Genomic DNA, 15,046 nt, shown 5'->3' on the forward strand with positions numbered 1-15,046 from the left:
TTTTCCTGTCATCGCTCGCCGGGAGCGCGCCGCCCCGCCGGAAAACCGCTCGGGCGCTGTGTCTGGCCTCCAGAAGTTGCACGGATCAGCCGCCGACCGGCGCGAGGTCCTCTGGAGACTCTATACAATTTTAACTAGCAATGAACGCATCAGACGCGCATATGTGGAGCCGAGGCCCGCCGGTCCTCGGCGTCGCCCTCGTCCGCACCGGCCGTCAGGCTGGGCCGACGATCAATCATAAAAGGGAGAACGTCATGGGTTTCTATGGTCCTGAGCCCTTTGATACGGCGGAAGCGACCTATGTCTGGACGGGGCTCGGCGCGCCGGGCTTCTTCAGCGTCTCGGTCAAGGGCAATGCGCCGAACTTCACCAGCAACATCCAGCTGGTCCGCGATCCCCACTTCGTCGGCGGCCTGGCCGTCGACGTGATGGGCTGGACGGGCCCGCTGGGGCAGGGGACGACGCCCTACGCCGTGCGCGGCACGTTCAACGGGTTGTTCCTGCCCAAGATCCTGATCGTCGGCCAGAACAAGCGGCTGCTGATCGACGTGAAGGAGATCCCCTTCACGACCGACGAGGCCTATGTGAGCCATCTAAAGGCCACGGCGAAACAGCCTGAACCGGCCTAAGGCGGATCGTCGTTCAGCTAAGAGGTCCTATTGCGGTGACAGTGCACTAATTGGCGCCGATCGGGCCGATCGCTCAGTCGCGCCCCATGCCGGGCGCAAGTCTAAGCGCGAATTAAGTGCACTGTCACCGTAATCCGTCACCGTAATCCCGTCACCGTAATCCCTGTCACCGTAATCCCGTAATCCGTAATCCCGTCACCGTAATCCACCGTAATCCGGGGCTCGCACCTCAGGATGAGGACCTCTGCTGACTTCCTCATCCTGAGGCGCCCTCCGCAGGAGGGCCTCGAAGGACGCACGGTGGTTCCGCTGGCCCCATCCTGCTGTCTACAGATTCAGGCCGCTGATGAGCCTCGGGCCTTGAATCTCACCGCGAGCCGGCGCGCGCCCTGCTACCGCGCTACGATCTTCGGCAGGGCGGTGATCGGCTCCAGGGTGATGTCGCGGAAGAAGGTCTCGGCCCCCTCTGACTGCAGCTGGATCGCGCCGTGAGTCAGGGGCAGGGCGGGACCTCCGTCGCCGTTGCGCGCCCGCAGGTCGTGGACTTCCATCACCGGCACGCCGTTGACCACGTGGACGGCGCGGTCGCCCACCACATAGAGGTCGAGGGTGTTCCACTGGCCGGCCGGCTTCTCGGCGTCCGTCGCCGCCTCGACGTTCCAGTTCGGCGTCGCCACCGTGACTTCGCGCCCGGCCAGGGAAAAGCGCAGGTGCGGCGCGATCAGGCTGGCGTCGTCGACGGCCGTGACCTTGCCGCTGACTGTCTCGCCGACCCGCACGACCATGCCGGTCGAGCCCTGCATGATCTCGAACTCCACGGCCGGCCGCCAGGTGCCGAACACCGCGCCGGGCGCGCCGTGCGAGTGATAGAGCAGGCCGTTGTTGGGCGGCAGGACCTGGCGCGGCGGCCAGCGGCCGGGGCCCCACTTGAACTGCAGGCGCAGGTGGTAGTCATGGAAGTCGCCTCGCCGCACCAGGCTGCCCCAGGTCTTGCCGCTGACATAGAGGGCCGGCCGGCCGTCCTCGATCACCGCCTTGAACACCTGCGCGCCCTCCGCCGTCGCGCCGATCGGGGCGATCGCCGGGGCGGTATAGGTCAGGGCCGGGTCGCGATAGCCGAGCCAGGCGTCCCAGTCCTTCAGGTCCTGGCCGTTGAACAGCGCTACGGCCGGTCCCGCCGGCTTGGGAACGTCGACCAGGGCGAGGGGGGCGGCGGCCGGCGCGGTCAGGGCGGGTCCCGCGGCCAGCGCCCCCGAGACGGTCAGGACGAGGGTCAGGGCCTTGAGCATGTTTCCTCCCGCTTCGGTCGCGACGGCGCAGACTAGCTGACAGCGTTGTCGCTTCAAGACCGCCCATGGTCGTAGAGGGACCGACCGCAAGGCTTGGCGCGGCGCGATCAAACGTGAGAGCTTGCCCGTCCCCGGAAGGAACGCCTCATGCCCACCGCCGCCGCCAACGGAATCGAGATCGCCTACGAGACCAGCGGCCCGGAGACCGGCGAGGTCGTGCTGCTGATCATGGGCCTGGCCCAGCAGCTGACCCGCTGGCCGCCGTCGCTGATCGACCGGCTGGTCGAGGAGGGCTTCCGGGTCGTGCGTTTCGACAATCGCGACATCGGCCTGTCGACCCGGTTCGACGCCGCCGGGACGCCCGACCTGCCGGCGGTGTTCGGGGCCCTGGCCCGGGGGGACGAGCCGGACCTGCCCTACAGGCTCGACGACATGGCCGACGACGCCGTGGGCCTGCTCGACGCCCTGGGCATCGCCCGGGCCCATCTGGTCGGAGTCTCGATGGGCGGCATGATCGCCCAGACCGTGGCCGTCCGGCATCCGGCCCGGGCGCTGTCGCTGGTCTCGGTGATGTCGACCACCGGCAATCCGGCCGTGCCGCCGGCCCGCCCGGAGGTGCAGGCGGTGCTGTTCGCGCGCCCGGCCGCCGCCGACCTCGACAGTTTGACCGACCACGCGCTGAGGGCCCAGATCGCTGTCCAGAGCCCGGCCTGGCCGGTCGATCCGGCGATCGAGCGGCCGCGCCTGCGGTCCGACATCGAACGCGCCTACCACCCGGCCGGCATCGCGCGGCAGATGGCGGCGGCGATCGCCTCGGGCGACCGTCGCCGGGCCCTGAGCGCGATCGCGGTCCCAACCGTGGTGCTGCATGGCGCCGACGATCCCCTGGTGTCGGTGGAGGGCGGCCGGGACACCGCCGCGAGCATTCCCGGCGCGGAATTGCGGATCATCGCCGGCCTGGGCCACGACCTGCCCGACGCCGTGCACGAGGCCTTCGTCGACGCCGTCAGGACCGCCGCGGCCCGGGCGCGGCAGATCGCCTAAGGCGGCGAAGCGCGTCCGTTAGGCGAAATGGCCGCGGCGCGATCACCTGGGGTGCAGGTCCGGCCCGAACGCCGGCCGGCCGCCGCCCGGGGTTTCGCCCGCTCCCGATCGGCGCCACCCTGCCGCCATGGCCTATCGCGCGACGCTTGGAGCGACCACCTGGACCTTCGACGGCCTGGCCGATCTGATGGCCAAGGCCTCGCCGTTGCGGTCCGGCGACGCCCTGGCCGGGATCGCCGCCACCAGCGCCCAGCACAATGTCGCCGCCAAGATGGCCCTGGCCGACGTGCCGCTGAAGGCGTTCCTCAGCCAGGCCCTGGTGCCCTACGAGACCGACGAGGTCACCCGCCTGATCCTCGACGGCCATGACCTGGAGGCCTTCGCCCCGGTCGCCGCCCTGACCGTCGGCGGCTTCCGCGACTGGCTGCTGTCGGAGCTGGCCACGCCGGCCGCCCTGGCCCGCCTGGCGCCCGGCCTGACGCCGGAGATGGTCGCGGCGGTCAGCAAGCTGATGCGCAACCAGGACCTGATCCTGGCCGCCTCCAAGTGCCGGGTGGTCACGAAGTTCCGCAACACCATCGGCCTGCCCGGGACGATGGCCGTGCGCCTGCAGCCCAACCACCCGACCGACGATCCGGCCGGGGTCACCGCCTCGATCCTCGACGGCCTGCTGTACGGCTGCGGCGACGCGGTGATCGGCATCAACCCGGCCAGCGACAACCTGTCGGTGCTGGGCGACCTGACCCGGCTGATGGACGACCTGATCCAGCGCTTCGAGATTCCCACCCAGTCCTGCGTCCTGACCCACGTGACCACGGCGATCCAGCTGATCGAGCGCGGCGCGCCGGTCGACCTGGTGTTCCAGTCGATCGCCGGTACGGAGGCCGCCAACGCCAGCTTCGGGGTGACCCTGGCCCTGCTGCAGGAGGGGCTCGACGCCGGCCGCTCGCTGAACCGCGGCACGGTCGGCGACAATGTGATGTATTTCGAGACTGGCCAGGGCTCGGCCCTGTCGGCCGGGGCGCACCACGGCGTCGACCAGCAGACCCTGGAGGCGCGGGCCTATGGCGTCGCCCGGGCCTATGCGCCGCTGCTGGTCAACACCGTAGTCGGCTTCATCGGTCCCGAATATCTCTATGATGGCAAGCAGATCATCCGGGCCGGGCTGGAGGACCATTTCTGCGGCAAGCTGCTGGGCGCGCCGCTGGGGGTCGACGTCTGCTACACCAACCACGCCGAGGCCGACCAGGACGACATGGACAGCCTGCTGACCCTGCTGGCCGCGGCGGGCGTGACCTTCATCATGGGCGTGCCGGGGGCCGACGACGTGATGCTGAACTATCAGTCGACCTCGTTCCACGACGCCCTCTATGTCCGCGAGCTGCTGGGCCGCCAGCGGGCCCCGGAGTTCGAGGCTTGGCTGCAGCGGTCGCGGATCGTCGGGGCGGACGGCCGCCTGGCCCCGCGCGCCGCCGGCCATCCGCTGCTGACCGCCGGGACCGAGGCCAAAATGGGCGCTGGGGCGTGAGCGCGCCGCCGGTCACCCCCGACCCCTGGACCGCCCTGCGCCGCCACACCCCGGCCCGCATCGCCCTGGGCCGCAGCGGCGCCAGCCTGCCCACCCGCGAGGTGCTGGCCCTGGCCCTGGCCCACGCCCAGGCCCGCGACGCGGTCCACACCCCGTTCGAGGCCGAGGCGACGGCGGCGGCGCTGCGGGCCCTGGACCTGGAGACGGTGATCGTCGACAGCGCCGCCCCCGACCGCGCCGCCTATCTGCGCCGGCCCGACCTGGGCCGGACCCTGTCCGAGGCCGGGCGCGCGGCCCTGCCGCCCGGGCCCTGCGACCTGGCCATCGTCGTCGCCGACGGCCTGTCCAGCACCGCCGTCCACGCCCATGCCGCGCCGCTGGTCCAGGCCCTGCTGCCGGCCGTCCGCGCCGCCGGCTGGCGGCTGGGACCGGTGGTGATCGCCCGCCAGGCCCGGGTGGCCCTCGGCGACGCGGTCGGCGAGGCCCTGGCCGCGCGGCTGGTCATCCTGCTGGTCGGCGAGCGGCCGGGCCTGTCCTCGCCCGACAGCCTGGGCGCTTACATCACCTTCGCCCCCCGCATCGGCCGCACCGACGCCGAGCGCAACTGCGTCTCCAACATCCGCGGCGAAGGCCTGAGCTACGCGGCCGCGGCCTTCAAGCTGGCCTGGCACGCCCGCGAGGCCTTGAGGCTGGGCCTGACCGGAGTGGCGCTGAAGGACGAGAGCGATACGGCGTTGCTGGAGGGGGCGATTGTTCGCCCTCTCCCCGGAGAGGGTGACCTCACACCAGGTTCGAGATCTCGATCAGATTGAGGTCCGGGTCGCGGACATAGACCGACAGGATCGGTCCCGAGGCGCCCGTCCGCCGGACCGGCCCGTCCACGATCTCGACGCCCAGCGCCTCGAGATGGACGATCACCGCCTCCAGCGGCGTCGAGGCGACGAAGCACAGGTCGGCCGAGCCGGGGGTGGGCCGGGCGGCCTTGGGCTCGAACTCGTGGCCGGCCTCGTGCAGGTTGATCTTCTCGCCGCCGAACACCAGGGCCGTGCGGCCGTCGTCGAAGGTCTCGACCCGCATGCCCAGCACGTCGCGATAGAAGGCGGTGGTCGCCTCCAGGCTGGCGACGGTCAGGACCAGGTGATCGAGATAGTCGATGGTGATCATGGCCCATCCATAGCAGGTCGCCGCCCGCCTTTTGCACCCCAGGATCGCAGGGCGCCGAAATAGTGAACGCCTGTCGTTCAAACGACGGTTCGAGGGCGCGCGGAGTCGCTGTCGCGGCGTCCGGCGCGCAAGCTCCTCTCAGGATTTGCGCAGAGGGGATGTCCATGAGCGAAGAAACCGCCGGCGGCGGCGTCAGCTACGAACAGGTCGACGACGCCTATTTCGACAAGCGCGGACTCAAGCGCTATGCGGGGGTGTTCTCGCTGTGGGCTCTGGGGGTGGGGGCGGTGATCGCCGGCCAGTTCTCGGGCTGGAACCTGGGCATGGGGACCGGCGGCTGGGGCGGCATGCTGGTCGCCACCCTGATCATCACCGTCATGTACCTGGGCCTGACCTTCTCGATCGCCGAGATGGCCGCGGCCCAACCGCACACCGGCGGGGCCTACAGCTTCGCCCGGGCCGCCATGGGCCCCTGGGGCGGCTTCATCACCGGCCTGTGCGAGAACGTCGAATATGTGCTGACCGCCGCGGTGGTCTGCTTCTTCATCGGCAGCTATCTGGGCGGCATCTTCGAGACGCCGGCCTGGGTGCAGCCGCTCTACTGGATCGGGGCCTACGCCATCTTCGTCGGGCTGAACGCCGGCGGGGTGGCGATGTCGTTCAAGTTCACGGTGTTCGTCACCCTGCTGGCCCTGGCCTGCCTGGCGGTGTTCTGGGTCAGCGCCCTGCCGCACGCCGACTTCTTCAAATACGCCATGAACGTCGGTCCGGGCGGCACCGAGCTGAAGGACGGCCACGGGCCGTTCCTGCCGGCCGGCATGGGCGGGGCCCTGGCCCAGCTGCCGTTCGCGGTGTGGCTGTTCCTGGCCATCGAGCAGCTGCCGTTGGCGGCCGAGGAGTCGCACACCCCGGCCCGCGACCTGCCCAAGGGCATCATCCTGGGCGTCTCGACCCTGATCGTCTCGGCCCTGCTGGTGCTGTGGCTCAACAGCGCCATTTCGCCGGGGACCTTCGCCCTGGCCAAGTCGGGCGAGCCGATCCTGGAAGGCTTCCGCACCATCTATGGCGGCGGCCTGGCCAAGGTGCTGGCGGCGGTGGCGGTGGCCGGCCTGGTCGCCAGCTTCCATGCGGTGATCTTCGCCTATGGCCGGCAGATCTATTCGCTGTCGCGGGCGGGCTACTTCCCCCGCGCCCTGTCGGTGACCCACGGGGTGCGCAAGACCCCGGACGTGGCCCTGATCACCGGAGCCCTGGCGGGCCTGGCGGTGATGCTGGCGGTGTGGTTCATCCTCGGGGCCGAGAAGGGCGCGGCCGTGATCGGCGGCACACTGCTGAACATGGCGGTGTTCGGGGCCATGCTGTCCTACCTGGCCCAGGGCCTGTCGTTCATCCTGCTGCGCCGCAAGTTCCCCGACCTGGAGCGTCCCTACAAGAGCCGCTTCGGCCTGACCGGGGCGGGGCTGACGGTGGCCATCTCGCTGGTGACCATCTTCTACCAGCTGAAGGACCCGATCTATCGCACCGGGGTGATCGGGGTGGCGATCTGGTTCGCGGTCGGCATCGCCTATTTCGCCCTGTTCGGGCGCAAGAAGCTAGTGCTGTCGCCGGAGGAGGCCTTCGCCATCAGCGGCGGCAAGGCGGCCTACGAGACGCACTGACGAGAGACGGGCGCCCCGTTCAATGTAACGCATTGTAAAATCACGTCCTCCACCTCTGGTGGTGATCGAATTCCTGGCCTTTAACTGCCTCCGGGACAACGGGGGCGAACATGGGCCGGATGATGGTCGCGACCAGAGGTCTTGGCGAAGCCGGAAGCGGGGTGGCGATCCTCAACCCGGCCGCCGCCGAGATTCTCCAGGCCCTGCTCGACCTGGGCGGGGCGGCGCATCGCGACCTGGTGGTGGCCTATGTCGCCAGGCGGCGAGGGATCTTTCGTCCGTCGGACGCGCTGCGGCGCGACCTGGACGCGGCCTTCGCCGCCTATTGCGCGACCAGCGACCCGCGCGGCGCCGGCCTGCTGCATCTGCCTTATGGACCCGGCAGCCAGCGTTGGGCGCTGACCGACCAGGCCTACGGTCTGCTGCGCGACGGCGGCCACGGGGCCGGATGAGCCATGGAATTCATGACCCTCCTGCAAGGCGTCGCCGATCGCCTGGGACTGGATCCGGCGCCGCACCGGACGGCCGACGGCCGGCCGCGGGTGGCGTTCCTGTGCATGGCCGGCCTGGTCAGCCTGACTCTGTGGACGGCCATCGGCTGGGGCGTGTGGCGGCTGCTGGGCTGGATGGGGCGATCCTAGGGCGCTAGAAGTCGCAGGACCGAGTCTTCGCCGGGGGAACCGACACACGTGCGTATTCTGATCGCGGCCCTGGCCCTGACCCTGGCCGGCTGCGCGACCGCTCCGCGCCTGGCGGGCGAGGGCGTCCTGCCGGTCCTGGCCGGCCGAGCCGTGACCCTGCAGGGCGGCCAGGCGACCCCGTCCGGACCCGACGCCGCCCTGGCCAGGGCGATCGAAACCCGGGTGATGGCGCGACTGGTGGCCGGCGGCGCCGACGCCTCGGGCGCGAAGGCTCCCGTCTATTTGGTGCAGGTGGCGGTCGCCGCCGCTGATCCCGCCGTCGGCGTTGCTACGGCCGTCGGTCCGCAACCGGCCTGGCGCAGCGCCCCGGTCAGGCTTCGCCCGTGGTCGCGCCGCGGCCCGAACCGCACCGCCACCCTGGTGGTGCTCGACGTCGCCACCGGCAAGCCGGCCGCCTGGGCCGGCGTGCGGACCTCCAGCGCCGACCCGACGGACCTGGCCGAGCGGCTGGTGACGGCGGTGACGGCGTCGGGCAAGGGCTAGAGCGCCTCCCAAATCCCCGTCTCCCCGGCTAAGGCCGGGGCCCAGGTGAAACCCACGAGCCGCTCTGGATGAATCTGGATCCCGGCCTTCGCCGGGAAGACGGAAGAAGGGGAGAGCGCTTTGATCTAAAATCAATACGCTCAGCCCACCGCCTCCGGCAGCCGCAGGATGAAGGTCGCGCCGGCGCCGGGCGGGCTGACGCAGGTCACCGCGCCGCCGTGACGGGCGGCGGCGGCCTGGACGAAGGCCAGGCCCAGGCCCGCGCCGCCGGCCGCCTCGGCCCCCGGACGCTCGAAGCGTTGGAACGGCCGGAAGGCCAGGGCGGCTTCCTCGGCGGTCAGGCCCGGCCCCTGGTCGGCGACGGCGAGTTCGACGAAGGAGCGCTCGGCCTCGGGCGCGACGGCGGCCCGCACGATGATCCGCGAGCCCTCGGGGCTGTACTTGACCGCGTTACCGATCAGGTTGACCAGGGCCCGGGCCAGCACGTCGCGGTCGCCTAGCACCATCAGCGGCGCGTCGCAGCCCTCCTGGCGGATCTCGATGCGGCGCTGGCGACACTGCGGCCACAGTTCGTCGACGGCCTCGGTGGCCACGTCGCAGACGTCGAGCGGCTCCAGCACCGTCTGGGTCACTTCGGCCCGGGCCAGCTGCACGAAGCCGTCGGCCAAGGCCAGGGTGCGGCGGGCGCAGGCTCCCAGCCGCTCGGCGAGTTCGGCCGGCAGGTCGGGGGTGGTGGCCAGCAGGGCCAGGATCGAGGTCTGCGGCGAGCGCATGTCGTGGGTCAGCAGCTGCAGGGCCTGTTCGCGCTGGCGCATGGCCGCCGTCAGCGGGGTGATGTCGGCCAGGCGCAGGATCCAGCCGGCGCTGTCGCCGGCCTCGTCGCGGCGGAACACGGTCTGGACCTGGAAGGCGCGGCCGTCGGCCAGGTGCAGGTCGAGGGGGCGGCCGGTCTCGACCTCGGCCGGCCAGGTCGGGGCGAAGCCGCGGCCCAGGGGCGCCAGGGCGTTGAGCGCCTCGGCCAGGGTCGAGCCCTCCAGCGGCGCCCCCTTCAGCGACGATGGGGCCGCGTCCAGCAGGGCGCGAGCGGCGGCGTTGGCGGCGATCACCCGGCGGTCGGCGTCGGCCACCAGGGTGGCGTCGGGCAGGCTGAACAGGGCGTCGGCCGAGAAGCGCCGCAGGTCGTCGATCCGGGTGATGGCCGCGCCGAGGCTGAGGGCCTGGCGGGCGACCCGGTCGCCGCCGAAGCCGGCCTCAGCCTCGACCGCGTGCGGCGAATGCGCCGGGCGCAGCCGGTCCAAGGCGTGGCCGAGGAAGTCGCTGACCCGGCCCAGCCGGCTCCAGCTCCAGACCAGCGAGACCCCAACCAGGCCGAGAATCGCCGCCACGGGCGACAGCCACAGGTGGGCCGCGCCGAACAGGGCGGCGCTGGCCCCCAAGGCCAGGGCCGACAGGCCGCCCAGCAGCAGCAGGTTGGCCCGCGGCGGCAGGGCCAGCAGCCCGGCCAGCAGCAGCCACAGCAGGCCAAGCCCGAAGGCCAGGCGGGCGGCGAGGCTGGCGGGGCGGATCATCTGACCGTGGCGCAGGCCGTCCAGCACGCTGGCCTGCAGGTGGACGCCGGTCATGCTGGCCGCGTCCGGCGTGACGGGGGTGGGGAAGGCCGGACCCAGCCCCGGGGCGGTCAGGCCGACGAACACGGTGCGGCCGGCGATCAGCTCGGCCGGGGCCTCGCCGGCCAGGACGCTGGAAAAGGCGATCTGGCGATAGCGGTCGGGCGGTCCGGCGAAGGGGATCAGCAGGGTGTTGGCCGCGCCGCGGGTGGCGTCCGCCGCGCCGGGCGGCTTGGTGGCGCGGTGGACCACGGTCATCAGGTCGGGGACCAGGTCGGGACCGTCGGCCTCGAACGGGGCCATGCGCCGCACCACGCCGTCGGGGTCGAAGCGCACATGCACCAGGCCAACCCCCGCCGCGCCGCGCGCCAGCCGGGGCGTGGCCCCGATCCGGACCGGCGGCGCGTCGGCCTGGCCGGACGGCTCCAGGAACTGCGGCAGATAGACCTTGCCCGAGCGGGCGATGGCCGTGGCCAGGGCCGCGTCGTCGGCGGGATTGGGGGCCGGCTGGCTGAACAGCACGTCATAGACGATCGCCTTGGCCCCGGCCTGGGTCAGTCGGTCGATCATCGCCGCGTGGCGGGCCCGCGACCACGGCCAGGCCCCCAGTTCGCGCAGGCTGCGCTCGTCGACCCCGACGATCAGGATCGACGGGTCGACCGGGCGGCCGGAGGCGCGCTGCAGGCGGTCATAGAGGATGCTGTCCAGCCGGGCGGTCAGCGGACTGACGGTCAGGCCGGCCAGGGCCAGGCTGGTCAGGGCCGCGACCAGCAGCCAGCCCAGCAGGCGGCGACGAGGAAGACGAAGGCGCGCCACGCCCTAGCGTCCGATCTGCAGGGTCTGGAGCGGTCCGACCTTCTCGCTGACCGTCCCGCCCTTGAAGCGCAGGGCGCTGACCCGCCAGCCATAGAGGCCGGGCGGCAGGTCGGTCAGGGTCAGCTGCGGTTCGGTCAGCCCCGGCTGGTCGACGATCGGGGCGGTCGCCTCGGTTCCGGAAAACAGCTGGAAGCGGTAGCTGCGCACGCCGTCGCCGGCCGCGGTCCAGCGGAACAGGAACCGGCGGTGCTTGCCGTCGCGCTCGGCGGTGGGCGATGCGCCCGGCTCAAGCGTGTCGAGGTCGCGGTCGAAGCTGTAGTCGGCCGGCAGGCCCTCCAGGCCGCCGGCGTCCAGGGCGGTCAGGCGGACGAAATAGGTGCCGTTGTCCAGGGGGCCGAAGTCGGCGGCCGGCTCGGGCCGAGTGGCCTCGGCGAACAGGTCGACGAAGCCGGCGTCGCGCGACAGCTGCAATCGGTAGGCCGTCGCGCCGCCGACCGGGACCACGGCGAACCGGACGGCCTTGCCGGCCTGGTGTTGGCCGCCGTCGCCCAGCTTCGGGGCCGGCAGCAGGGCGGTCGGGCCGCTGACGGCGCCGGCGGCGGCGGTGACGCCGAACCCGGCCGGGACGGGCGGTCCCGCCGGCGGGGCCTCGCCCGGGCCGACGCCGACCGCGCCCTTGATCACCTCGGTCTGGGCCCGGTCGCCGGCGGCCACGACCCGGAACTCGGTGCCGCGCACCGCCGAGATCGACACCGGCGTGCGCACCTCGAAGCGGGCGTCGGGATTGGGGTTGGGGGTGGCCGAGACGGTCCCGCGGCCTTCCTCCAGCTTGAAGATCCGCTGCGGGGCGTGGGTCAGCAACACGTTGCGCAGCCGCACGATGCGCAGGGCGGTGTTGGAGGGCAGGGTGACGCGCGAGGCGTCCTCCAGCTCGAAGGTGGCGAAGGCGCCGGGGCCGGTGATCACCCGCTGGCCCTCCAGGATCGCCATGCCGGCCCGCGCCGGGGTCCGGCGGCCGTCGGCTTCGATCTCGACCTTGCCGCTGAAGGCGCTGAGCCGGCAGTCGATCGGCGTGGTCTTCAGCAGCGAGCGGTCGATGCGGAGGATGGCGCCGGCCCGCAGGGCGCGCGGCCGGCGGATCTGGTTGGCGCGCTGCACGTGGCGATAGTCGCCGGCGCTGCGCAGATAGGCCTGGGCCAGGCCGAACAGGGTGTCGCCGGGCCGGACCACATAGGTCACCGGCGGCTCGGACGGCGGCGGGCCAACCGTCGGGGCGGGGGCGGGCGCGGCCAGGACCGGTCCCGCCTCCAGCGCCAGCACGGCGGCCAGGACGAGTCGCGACGGACGAAGCCTCATTCGGCGGCCCCGCCGGCGGCCCCATTGGCGGCCCCGTCGGCGGTCTCCGGCTCGCAGGCCTCCAGCCGGTAGCCGAAGCCGTAGACGGTGGTCAGCCGGAACCCGTTGGCCGGCCGCAGCTGAAGCTTCGAGCGCAGGCGCGAGACGTGGGCGTCCAGGGTGCGGGTCTCGAGATCCGGCCGCTGGCCCCACACCCGCCGCAGCAGATATTCGCGCGACAGCGGTCGGGCCAGGTTGTTGAACAGCAGGGCGGCCAGCTGGAACTCCTTGGGCGTCAGGGCTTCGACCCGGTCGCCCCAGGCGGCGGTCTGGGCGCCGGGGTCGAGGCGATAGGGACCGTGCTGCTCGACCTGCGGGAAGGCGGCGGGGCGATAGGCGCGGCGGGCCAGGGCGTTGACCCGGGCCAGCAGGACCTGCGGCTGCAGCGGCTTGACGATGTAGTCGTCGGCCCCGGCGTTGAGGCCTTCCACCAGGTCGGCCTCGACCGAGCGGCTGGTCAGCAGCAGGATCGGCGGAGCTGGCGACAGCAGCTCGCCCACCCGCCGCAGGGTCTCGATGCCGCTGAGGTCGGGCATGTTCCAGTCGAGGATCAGCAGGTCGAAGGTCTGGCGGCGCAGCTCGGCCAGCAGCCGCTCGGGCCGGGTGAAGGAGGTGCAGTCATAGCCGGCCGGGCCCAGAAGGGCGGCGACCAGCGCGTTGTGGCTGTCGTCGTCGTCAAGCAGGGCGACTTTCATGCGCTCACTTACAGCCAGAACAAACTCGCGCGCCCCGCGATGGGGGCGCGGGACGCGCGGCGGGCGTCGCCCGTCCAGGGGGAAGGATCATCGCGGCGATCCGCCTGGGCAGACTAACGCGCGACCGCTCCCGCCGCCGCGGTTGTAACATCGAATTTACAATGGTTTACAGTCAAGTTCGAAAGGGCTTCACAGGAACCGTCGCTTCGGGACCCGCCCTAACCCCCGAATGACCTTCCGCCGCCGCCGAAGCCGCCGCGCGAGATCACCGAACTGCGGCTCTGGACGCGAGTGGGGGCGCGCATTTCCGGAGCGTTGAAGCTGTCGGTGCGCACCCGGGTGCGGCCGGTGACATAGTCGCGCGACAGCGGATAGCCGCCGCCGCCGTAATAGGTCCCGTTGCGGTCGCGGTACATCGGCGCGCCGTAATAGCCGCCGCCCATGTTGTTCAGCGCCTGGCCGACGATGAAGCCGGTCAGCAGCGGGGTGAAGAAACTGCCGCCGTTCTGGCTGGAGCGCGGCACGCACTGGTCGACGCCGTAGCGCTCCTCGCAGCTCTGCTGGTCGCCGAACTTCGGCGCGTTGGCGGCGCTGTCCTTCTGGGCCTGATCATAGGCCGTCTGGCACTGCTCGGCGGTCATGTCGCCGGACTTCTTGCAGTCGTCCAGCGAGGCGAAGGTCTTGGCATCGACCTCGCGCGTGGCGGCCGGCGGGTCGCCCCACTGCACGGTCGAACCGCCGCCGTCGTCGCAGGCGCTGATCGACATCGCCGTGCCGGCCATCAGCCCGGTCAGGGCCAGGCCGCTGGAGCGCAGGCGGCGGCGGGGCTTGGGGAATTGTTCGGACATGATACGCCTCAGGCCGTCATGCAGGCGGCGTTGAGCAGGCCGACCGCCAGGGAGATGCTCATCAGATAAAGGCCGGCGGCGATCTCGCCCTTCTCGATCCGGGCGGAGACGTCCTTCATGGCCACGACGCGCACCAGGGTGAAGGCGGCGATCTGGATCACGCCGGCCAGGGCCGCCCAGGCGCAGAACTCGATCAGCGAGACGGTGTTGCTGAGCGCCGAGGCCAGGGGCAGCACATAGCCGACCAGCGCCCCGCCCAGGGCCAGGGCGGCGGCGACATTGCCCTCGCGGATCAGCTTGGCTTCGTCATAGGGCGTCACCCACTGGTAGATCAGCTTGAAGGCGACGGTGAACAGGCCGGCGGCGACGAAGGCCACCAGGAAGGCCAGGGCGCTGGCGCCAAATCCGTGCAGGTCGAACATCTGGTCATTTCCCCCTTGGGTGCGGTTCAGGCCCGGAACTCGCCGACGCCGAGCGCCACGCCGATCATGATCTCGAACGAAACCTCGCGCCGGCGCGTGTCCTCGTTCTCGTTCTCCTGCTGGATGGCTAGCAGAAGCTCGCGGCCGTCGCCCGGCAAATCGCGGGAGAACAGCATGCAGGTCTGGAAGATCCGCCGGTCGGGGATCCCGTCCCGGTCGTCGTGGACGTCTTCCCAGAAGCTGACGGGCTCCTGGCTCTCGGCCTCGTCGCCGAACCAGTCGCGCCGGTACTCCGGCAGGCCGGGGCCGGTGAAGGTGCGGGCCCGCAGGCGCTTGGCCCAGGCCTCCTCGTCGGCCCGCCCGCCCGGATAGGCGCTGTCCCAGGGGATGAAGAGGGTGATGTCGGTGACCCGCTGGCCTTCGCGATCGTCGGAGACCGCCTGGAACATCACGTTGTCGTCGGTATAGAACCGATGCACGAAGCCGCCCTCGCGCAGCTCGACCAGGCCCTGGGCGGTGATCTCCAGGGTGTCGGTGTCGAGCACGAACTTCAGGTCGTCGCCCAGCCGCCGCCAGGCCAGGCTATCCAGCCAAAGCGTGCGGCCCAGGGTGACGTTGCGGATCTCCGGCAGGGCCGAGGCGGGCGCGTTGTCCTTGCGGCCGAAGAGCTTGCTGAACATGAAGGCGACCCGATGCGAAACGCGTCCCGCACATGTACGACGCGCAAGGCCTCGGCAAAAGAGCCCGCGCCATTACCAACTTGTCAT

The 15,046-nt window shown here is 71.5% G+C and carries 15 protein-coding genes and 1 pseudogene; 8 read left to right on the forward strand and 8 right to left on the reverse strand.

Features of this window, described 5'->3' with window-relative positions:
• Positions 1 to 254: 254 nt before the first annotated feature.
• Positions 255 to 629: a hypothetical protein gene (locus tag ACIPQB_RS07850; protein WP_446484643.1), complete on the forward strand. Its 375-nt coding sequence runs from the start codon at positions 255 to 257 to the stop codon at positions 627 to 629.
• A 392-nt stretch (positions 630 to 1,021) separates the two neighbouring features.
• Here the strand turns inward: ACIPQB_RS07850 and ACIPQB_RS07855 are convergent, their stop codons facing one another.
• Positions 1,022 to 1,918: a 3-keto-disaccharide hydrolase gene (locus tag ACIPQB_RS07855; protein ID WP_446484644.1), complete on the reverse strand. Its 897-nt coding sequence runs from the start codon at positions 1,916 to 1,918 to the stop codon at positions 1,022 to 1,024.
• Between the two features lie 147 nt (positions 1,919 to 2,065).
• Here ACIPQB_RS07855 and ACIPQB_RS07860 point away from each other — a divergent pair, with 147 nt between their 5' ends.
• The 3 genes from ACIPQB_RS07860 to eutC all read left to right on the forward strand — a co-directional run bounded on the left by ACIPQB_RS07860 (position 2,066) and on the right by eutC (position 5,302).
• Positions 2,066 to 2,962 (forward strand): alpha/beta fold hydrolase, encoded by an 897-nt coding sequence (locus ACIPQB_RS07860; protein WP_446484645.1) that lies wholly within the window; start codon positions 2,066 to 2,068, stop codon positions 2,960 to 2,962.
• A 127-nt stretch (positions 2,963 to 3,089) separates the two neighbouring features.
• The gene (locus tag ACIPQB_RS07865; RefSeq protein ID WP_446484646.1) at positions 3,090 to 4,490 is read left to right on the forward strand and encodes an ethanolamine ammonia-lyase subunit EutB; all 1,401 of its coding nucleotides are present in this window, start codon (positions 3,090 to 3,092) and stop codon (positions 4,488 to 4,490) included.
• On the forward strand, positions 4,487 to 5,302 hold the full coding sequence (eutC, locus tag ACIPQB_RS07870) for an ethanolamine ammonia-lyase subunit EutC (RefSeq protein ID WP_446484647.1): 816 nt from the start codon (positions 4,487 to 4,489) through the stop codon (positions 5,300 to 5,302). Before ACIPQB_RS07865 ends, eutC begins: the two co-directional genes overlap by 4 nt.
• Here the strand turns inward: eutC and ACIPQB_RS07875 are convergent.
• Entirely contained in the window at positions 5,271 to 5,654 is a 384-nt protein-coding gene (locus tag ACIPQB_RS07875) for a VOC family protein (RefSeq protein WP_446484648.1), read from the reverse strand. The two genes, eutC and ACIPQB_RS07875, sit on opposite strands and share 32 nt — an antisense overlap.
• Positions 5,655 to 5,818: 164 nt before the next feature.
• Here ACIPQB_RS07875 and ACIPQB_RS07880 point away from each other — a divergent pair, with 164 nt between their 5' ends.
• The 4 genes from ACIPQB_RS07880 (at position 5,819) to ACIPQB_RS07895 (ending at position 8,496) form a co-directional block, all read left to right on the forward strand.
• Entirely contained in the window at positions 5,819 to 7,312 is a 1,494-nt protein-coding gene (locus ACIPQB_RS07880; RefSeq protein ID WP_446484649.1) for an amino acid permease, read from the forward strand.
• Between the two features lie 122 nt (positions 7,313 to 7,434).
• Positions 7,435 to 7,764 (forward strand): hypothetical protein, encoded by a 330-nt coding sequence (locus ACIPQB_RS07885; RefSeq protein ID WP_446484650.1) that lies wholly within the window; start codon positions 7,435 to 7,437, stop codon positions 7,762 to 7,764.
• A 12-nt stretch (positions 7,765 to 7,776) separates the two neighbouring features.
• Positions 7,777 to 7,953 (forward strand): hypothetical protein, encoded by a 177-nt coding sequence (locus tag ACIPQB_RS07890; protein ID WP_446484651.1) that lies wholly within the window; start codon positions 7,777 to 7,779, stop codon positions 7,951 to 7,953.
• A 48-nt stretch (positions 7,954 to 8,001) separates the two neighbouring features.
• The gene (locus ACIPQB_RS07895; protein ID WP_446484652.1) at positions 8,002 to 8,496 is read left to right on the forward strand and encodes a hypothetical protein; all 495 of its coding nucleotides are present in this window, start codon (positions 8,002 to 8,004) and stop codon (positions 8,494 to 8,496) included.
• A gap of 140 nt (positions 8,497 to 8,636) precedes the next feature.
• Here the strand turns inward: ACIPQB_RS07895 and ACIPQB_RS07900 are convergent, their stop codons facing one another.
• The 6 genes and pseudogenes from ACIPQB_RS07900 to ACIPQB_RS07925 all read right to left on the reverse strand — a co-directional run bounded on the left by ACIPQB_RS07900 (position 8,637) and on the right by ACIPQB_RS07925 (position 14,959).
• Positions 8,637 to 10,919 (reverse strand): CHASE2 domain-containing protein, encoded by a 2,283-nt coding sequence (locus ACIPQB_RS07900; protein WP_446484653.1) that lies wholly within the window; start codon positions 10,917 to 10,919, stop codon positions 8,637 to 8,639.
• 3 nt (positions 10,920 to 10,922) lie between these two features.
• Positions 10,923 to 12,275 (reverse strand): FecR domain-containing protein, encoded by a 1,353-nt coding sequence (locus ACIPQB_RS07905; RefSeq protein ID WP_446484654.1) that lies wholly within the window; start codon positions 12,273 to 12,275, stop codon positions 10,923 to 10,925.
• Positions 12,272 to 13,100, reverse strand: a pseudogene (locus ACIPQB_RS07910) (response regulator transcription factor). Before ACIPQB_RS07910 ends, ACIPQB_RS07905 begins: the two are co-directional and overlap by 4 nt.
• A gap of 127 nt (positions 13,101 to 13,227) precedes the next feature.
• The gene (locus tag ACIPQB_RS07915; protein WP_446484655.1) at positions 13,228 to 13,857 is read right to left on the reverse strand and encodes a DUF1190 domain-containing protein; all 630 of its coding nucleotides are present in this window, start codon (positions 13,855 to 13,857) and stop codon (positions 13,228 to 13,230) included.
• Between the two features lie 8 nt (positions 13,858 to 13,865).
• Positions 13,866 to 14,279: a DUF350 domain-containing protein gene (locus ACIPQB_RS07920; protein ID WP_446484656.1), complete on the reverse strand. Its 414-nt coding sequence runs from the start codon at positions 14,277 to 14,279 to the stop codon at positions 13,866 to 13,868.
• A gap of 26 nt (positions 14,280 to 14,305) precedes the next feature.
• Positions 14,306 to 14,959, reverse strand: a complete 654-nt coding sequence (locus ACIPQB_RS07925) for a DUF2491 family protein (protein ID WP_446484657.1) — start codon at positions 14,957 to 14,959, stop codon at positions 14,306 to 14,308.
• Positions 14,960 to 15,046: the final 87 nt, after the last annotated feature.

It is taken from the genome of Caulobacter sp. LARHSG274 (assembly GCF_052871235.1).

Bases quoted from the DNA above. Each gene is read 5' to 3' on its own strand.
- ACIPQB_RS07915 (WP_446484655.1), bottom strand. From the start codon at position 13,857: ATGTCCGAACAATTCCCCAAGCCCCGCCGCCGCCTGCGCTCCAGCGGC.
- ACIPQB_RS07885 (WP_446484650.1), top strand. From the start codon at position 7,435: ATGGTCGCGACCAGAGGTCTTGGCGAAGCCGGAAGCGGGGTGGCGATC.
- ACIPQB_RS07855 (WP_446484644.1), bottom strand. From the start codon at position 1,918: ATGCTCAAGGCCCTGACCCTCGTCCTGACCGTCTCGGGGGCGCTGGCC.
- ACIPQB_RS07920 (WP_446484656.1), bottom strand. From the start codon at position 14,279: ATGTTCGACCTGCACGGATTTGGCGCCAGCGCCCTGGCCTTCCTGGTG.
- ACIPQB_RS07875 (WP_446484648.1), bottom strand. From the start codon at position 5,654: ATGATCACCATCGACTATCTCGATCACCTGGTCCTGACCGTCGCCAGC.
- ACIPQB_RS07880 (WP_446484649.1), top strand. From the start codon at position 5,819: ATGAGCGAAGAAACCGCCGGCGGCGGCGTCAGCTACGAACAGGTCGAC.
- ACIPQB_RS07905 (WP_446484654.1), bottom strand. From the start codon at position 12,275: ATGAGGCTTCGTCCGTCGCGACTCGTCCTGGCCGCCGTGCTGGCGCTG.
- ACIPQB_RS07890 (WP_446484651.1), top strand. From the start codon at position 7,777: ATGACCCTCCTGCAAGGCGTCGCCGATCGCCTGGGACTGGATCCGGCG.
- ACIPQB_RS07860 (WP_446484645.1), top strand. From the start codon at position 2,066: ATGCCCACCGCCGCCGCCAACGGAATCGAGATCGCCTACGAGACCAGC.
- ACIPQB_RS07865 (WP_446484646.1), top strand. From the start codon at position 3,090: ATGGCCTATCGCGCGACGCTTGGAGCGACCACCTGGACCTTCGACGGC.
- ACIPQB_RS07850 (WP_446484643.1), top strand. From the start codon at position 255: ATGGGTTTCTATGGTCCTGAGCCCTTTGATACGGCGGAAGCGACCTAT.
- ACIPQB_RS07925 (WP_446484657.1), bottom strand. From the start codon at position 14,959: ATGTTCAGCAAGCTCTTCGGCCGCAAGGACAACGCGCCCGCCTCGGCC.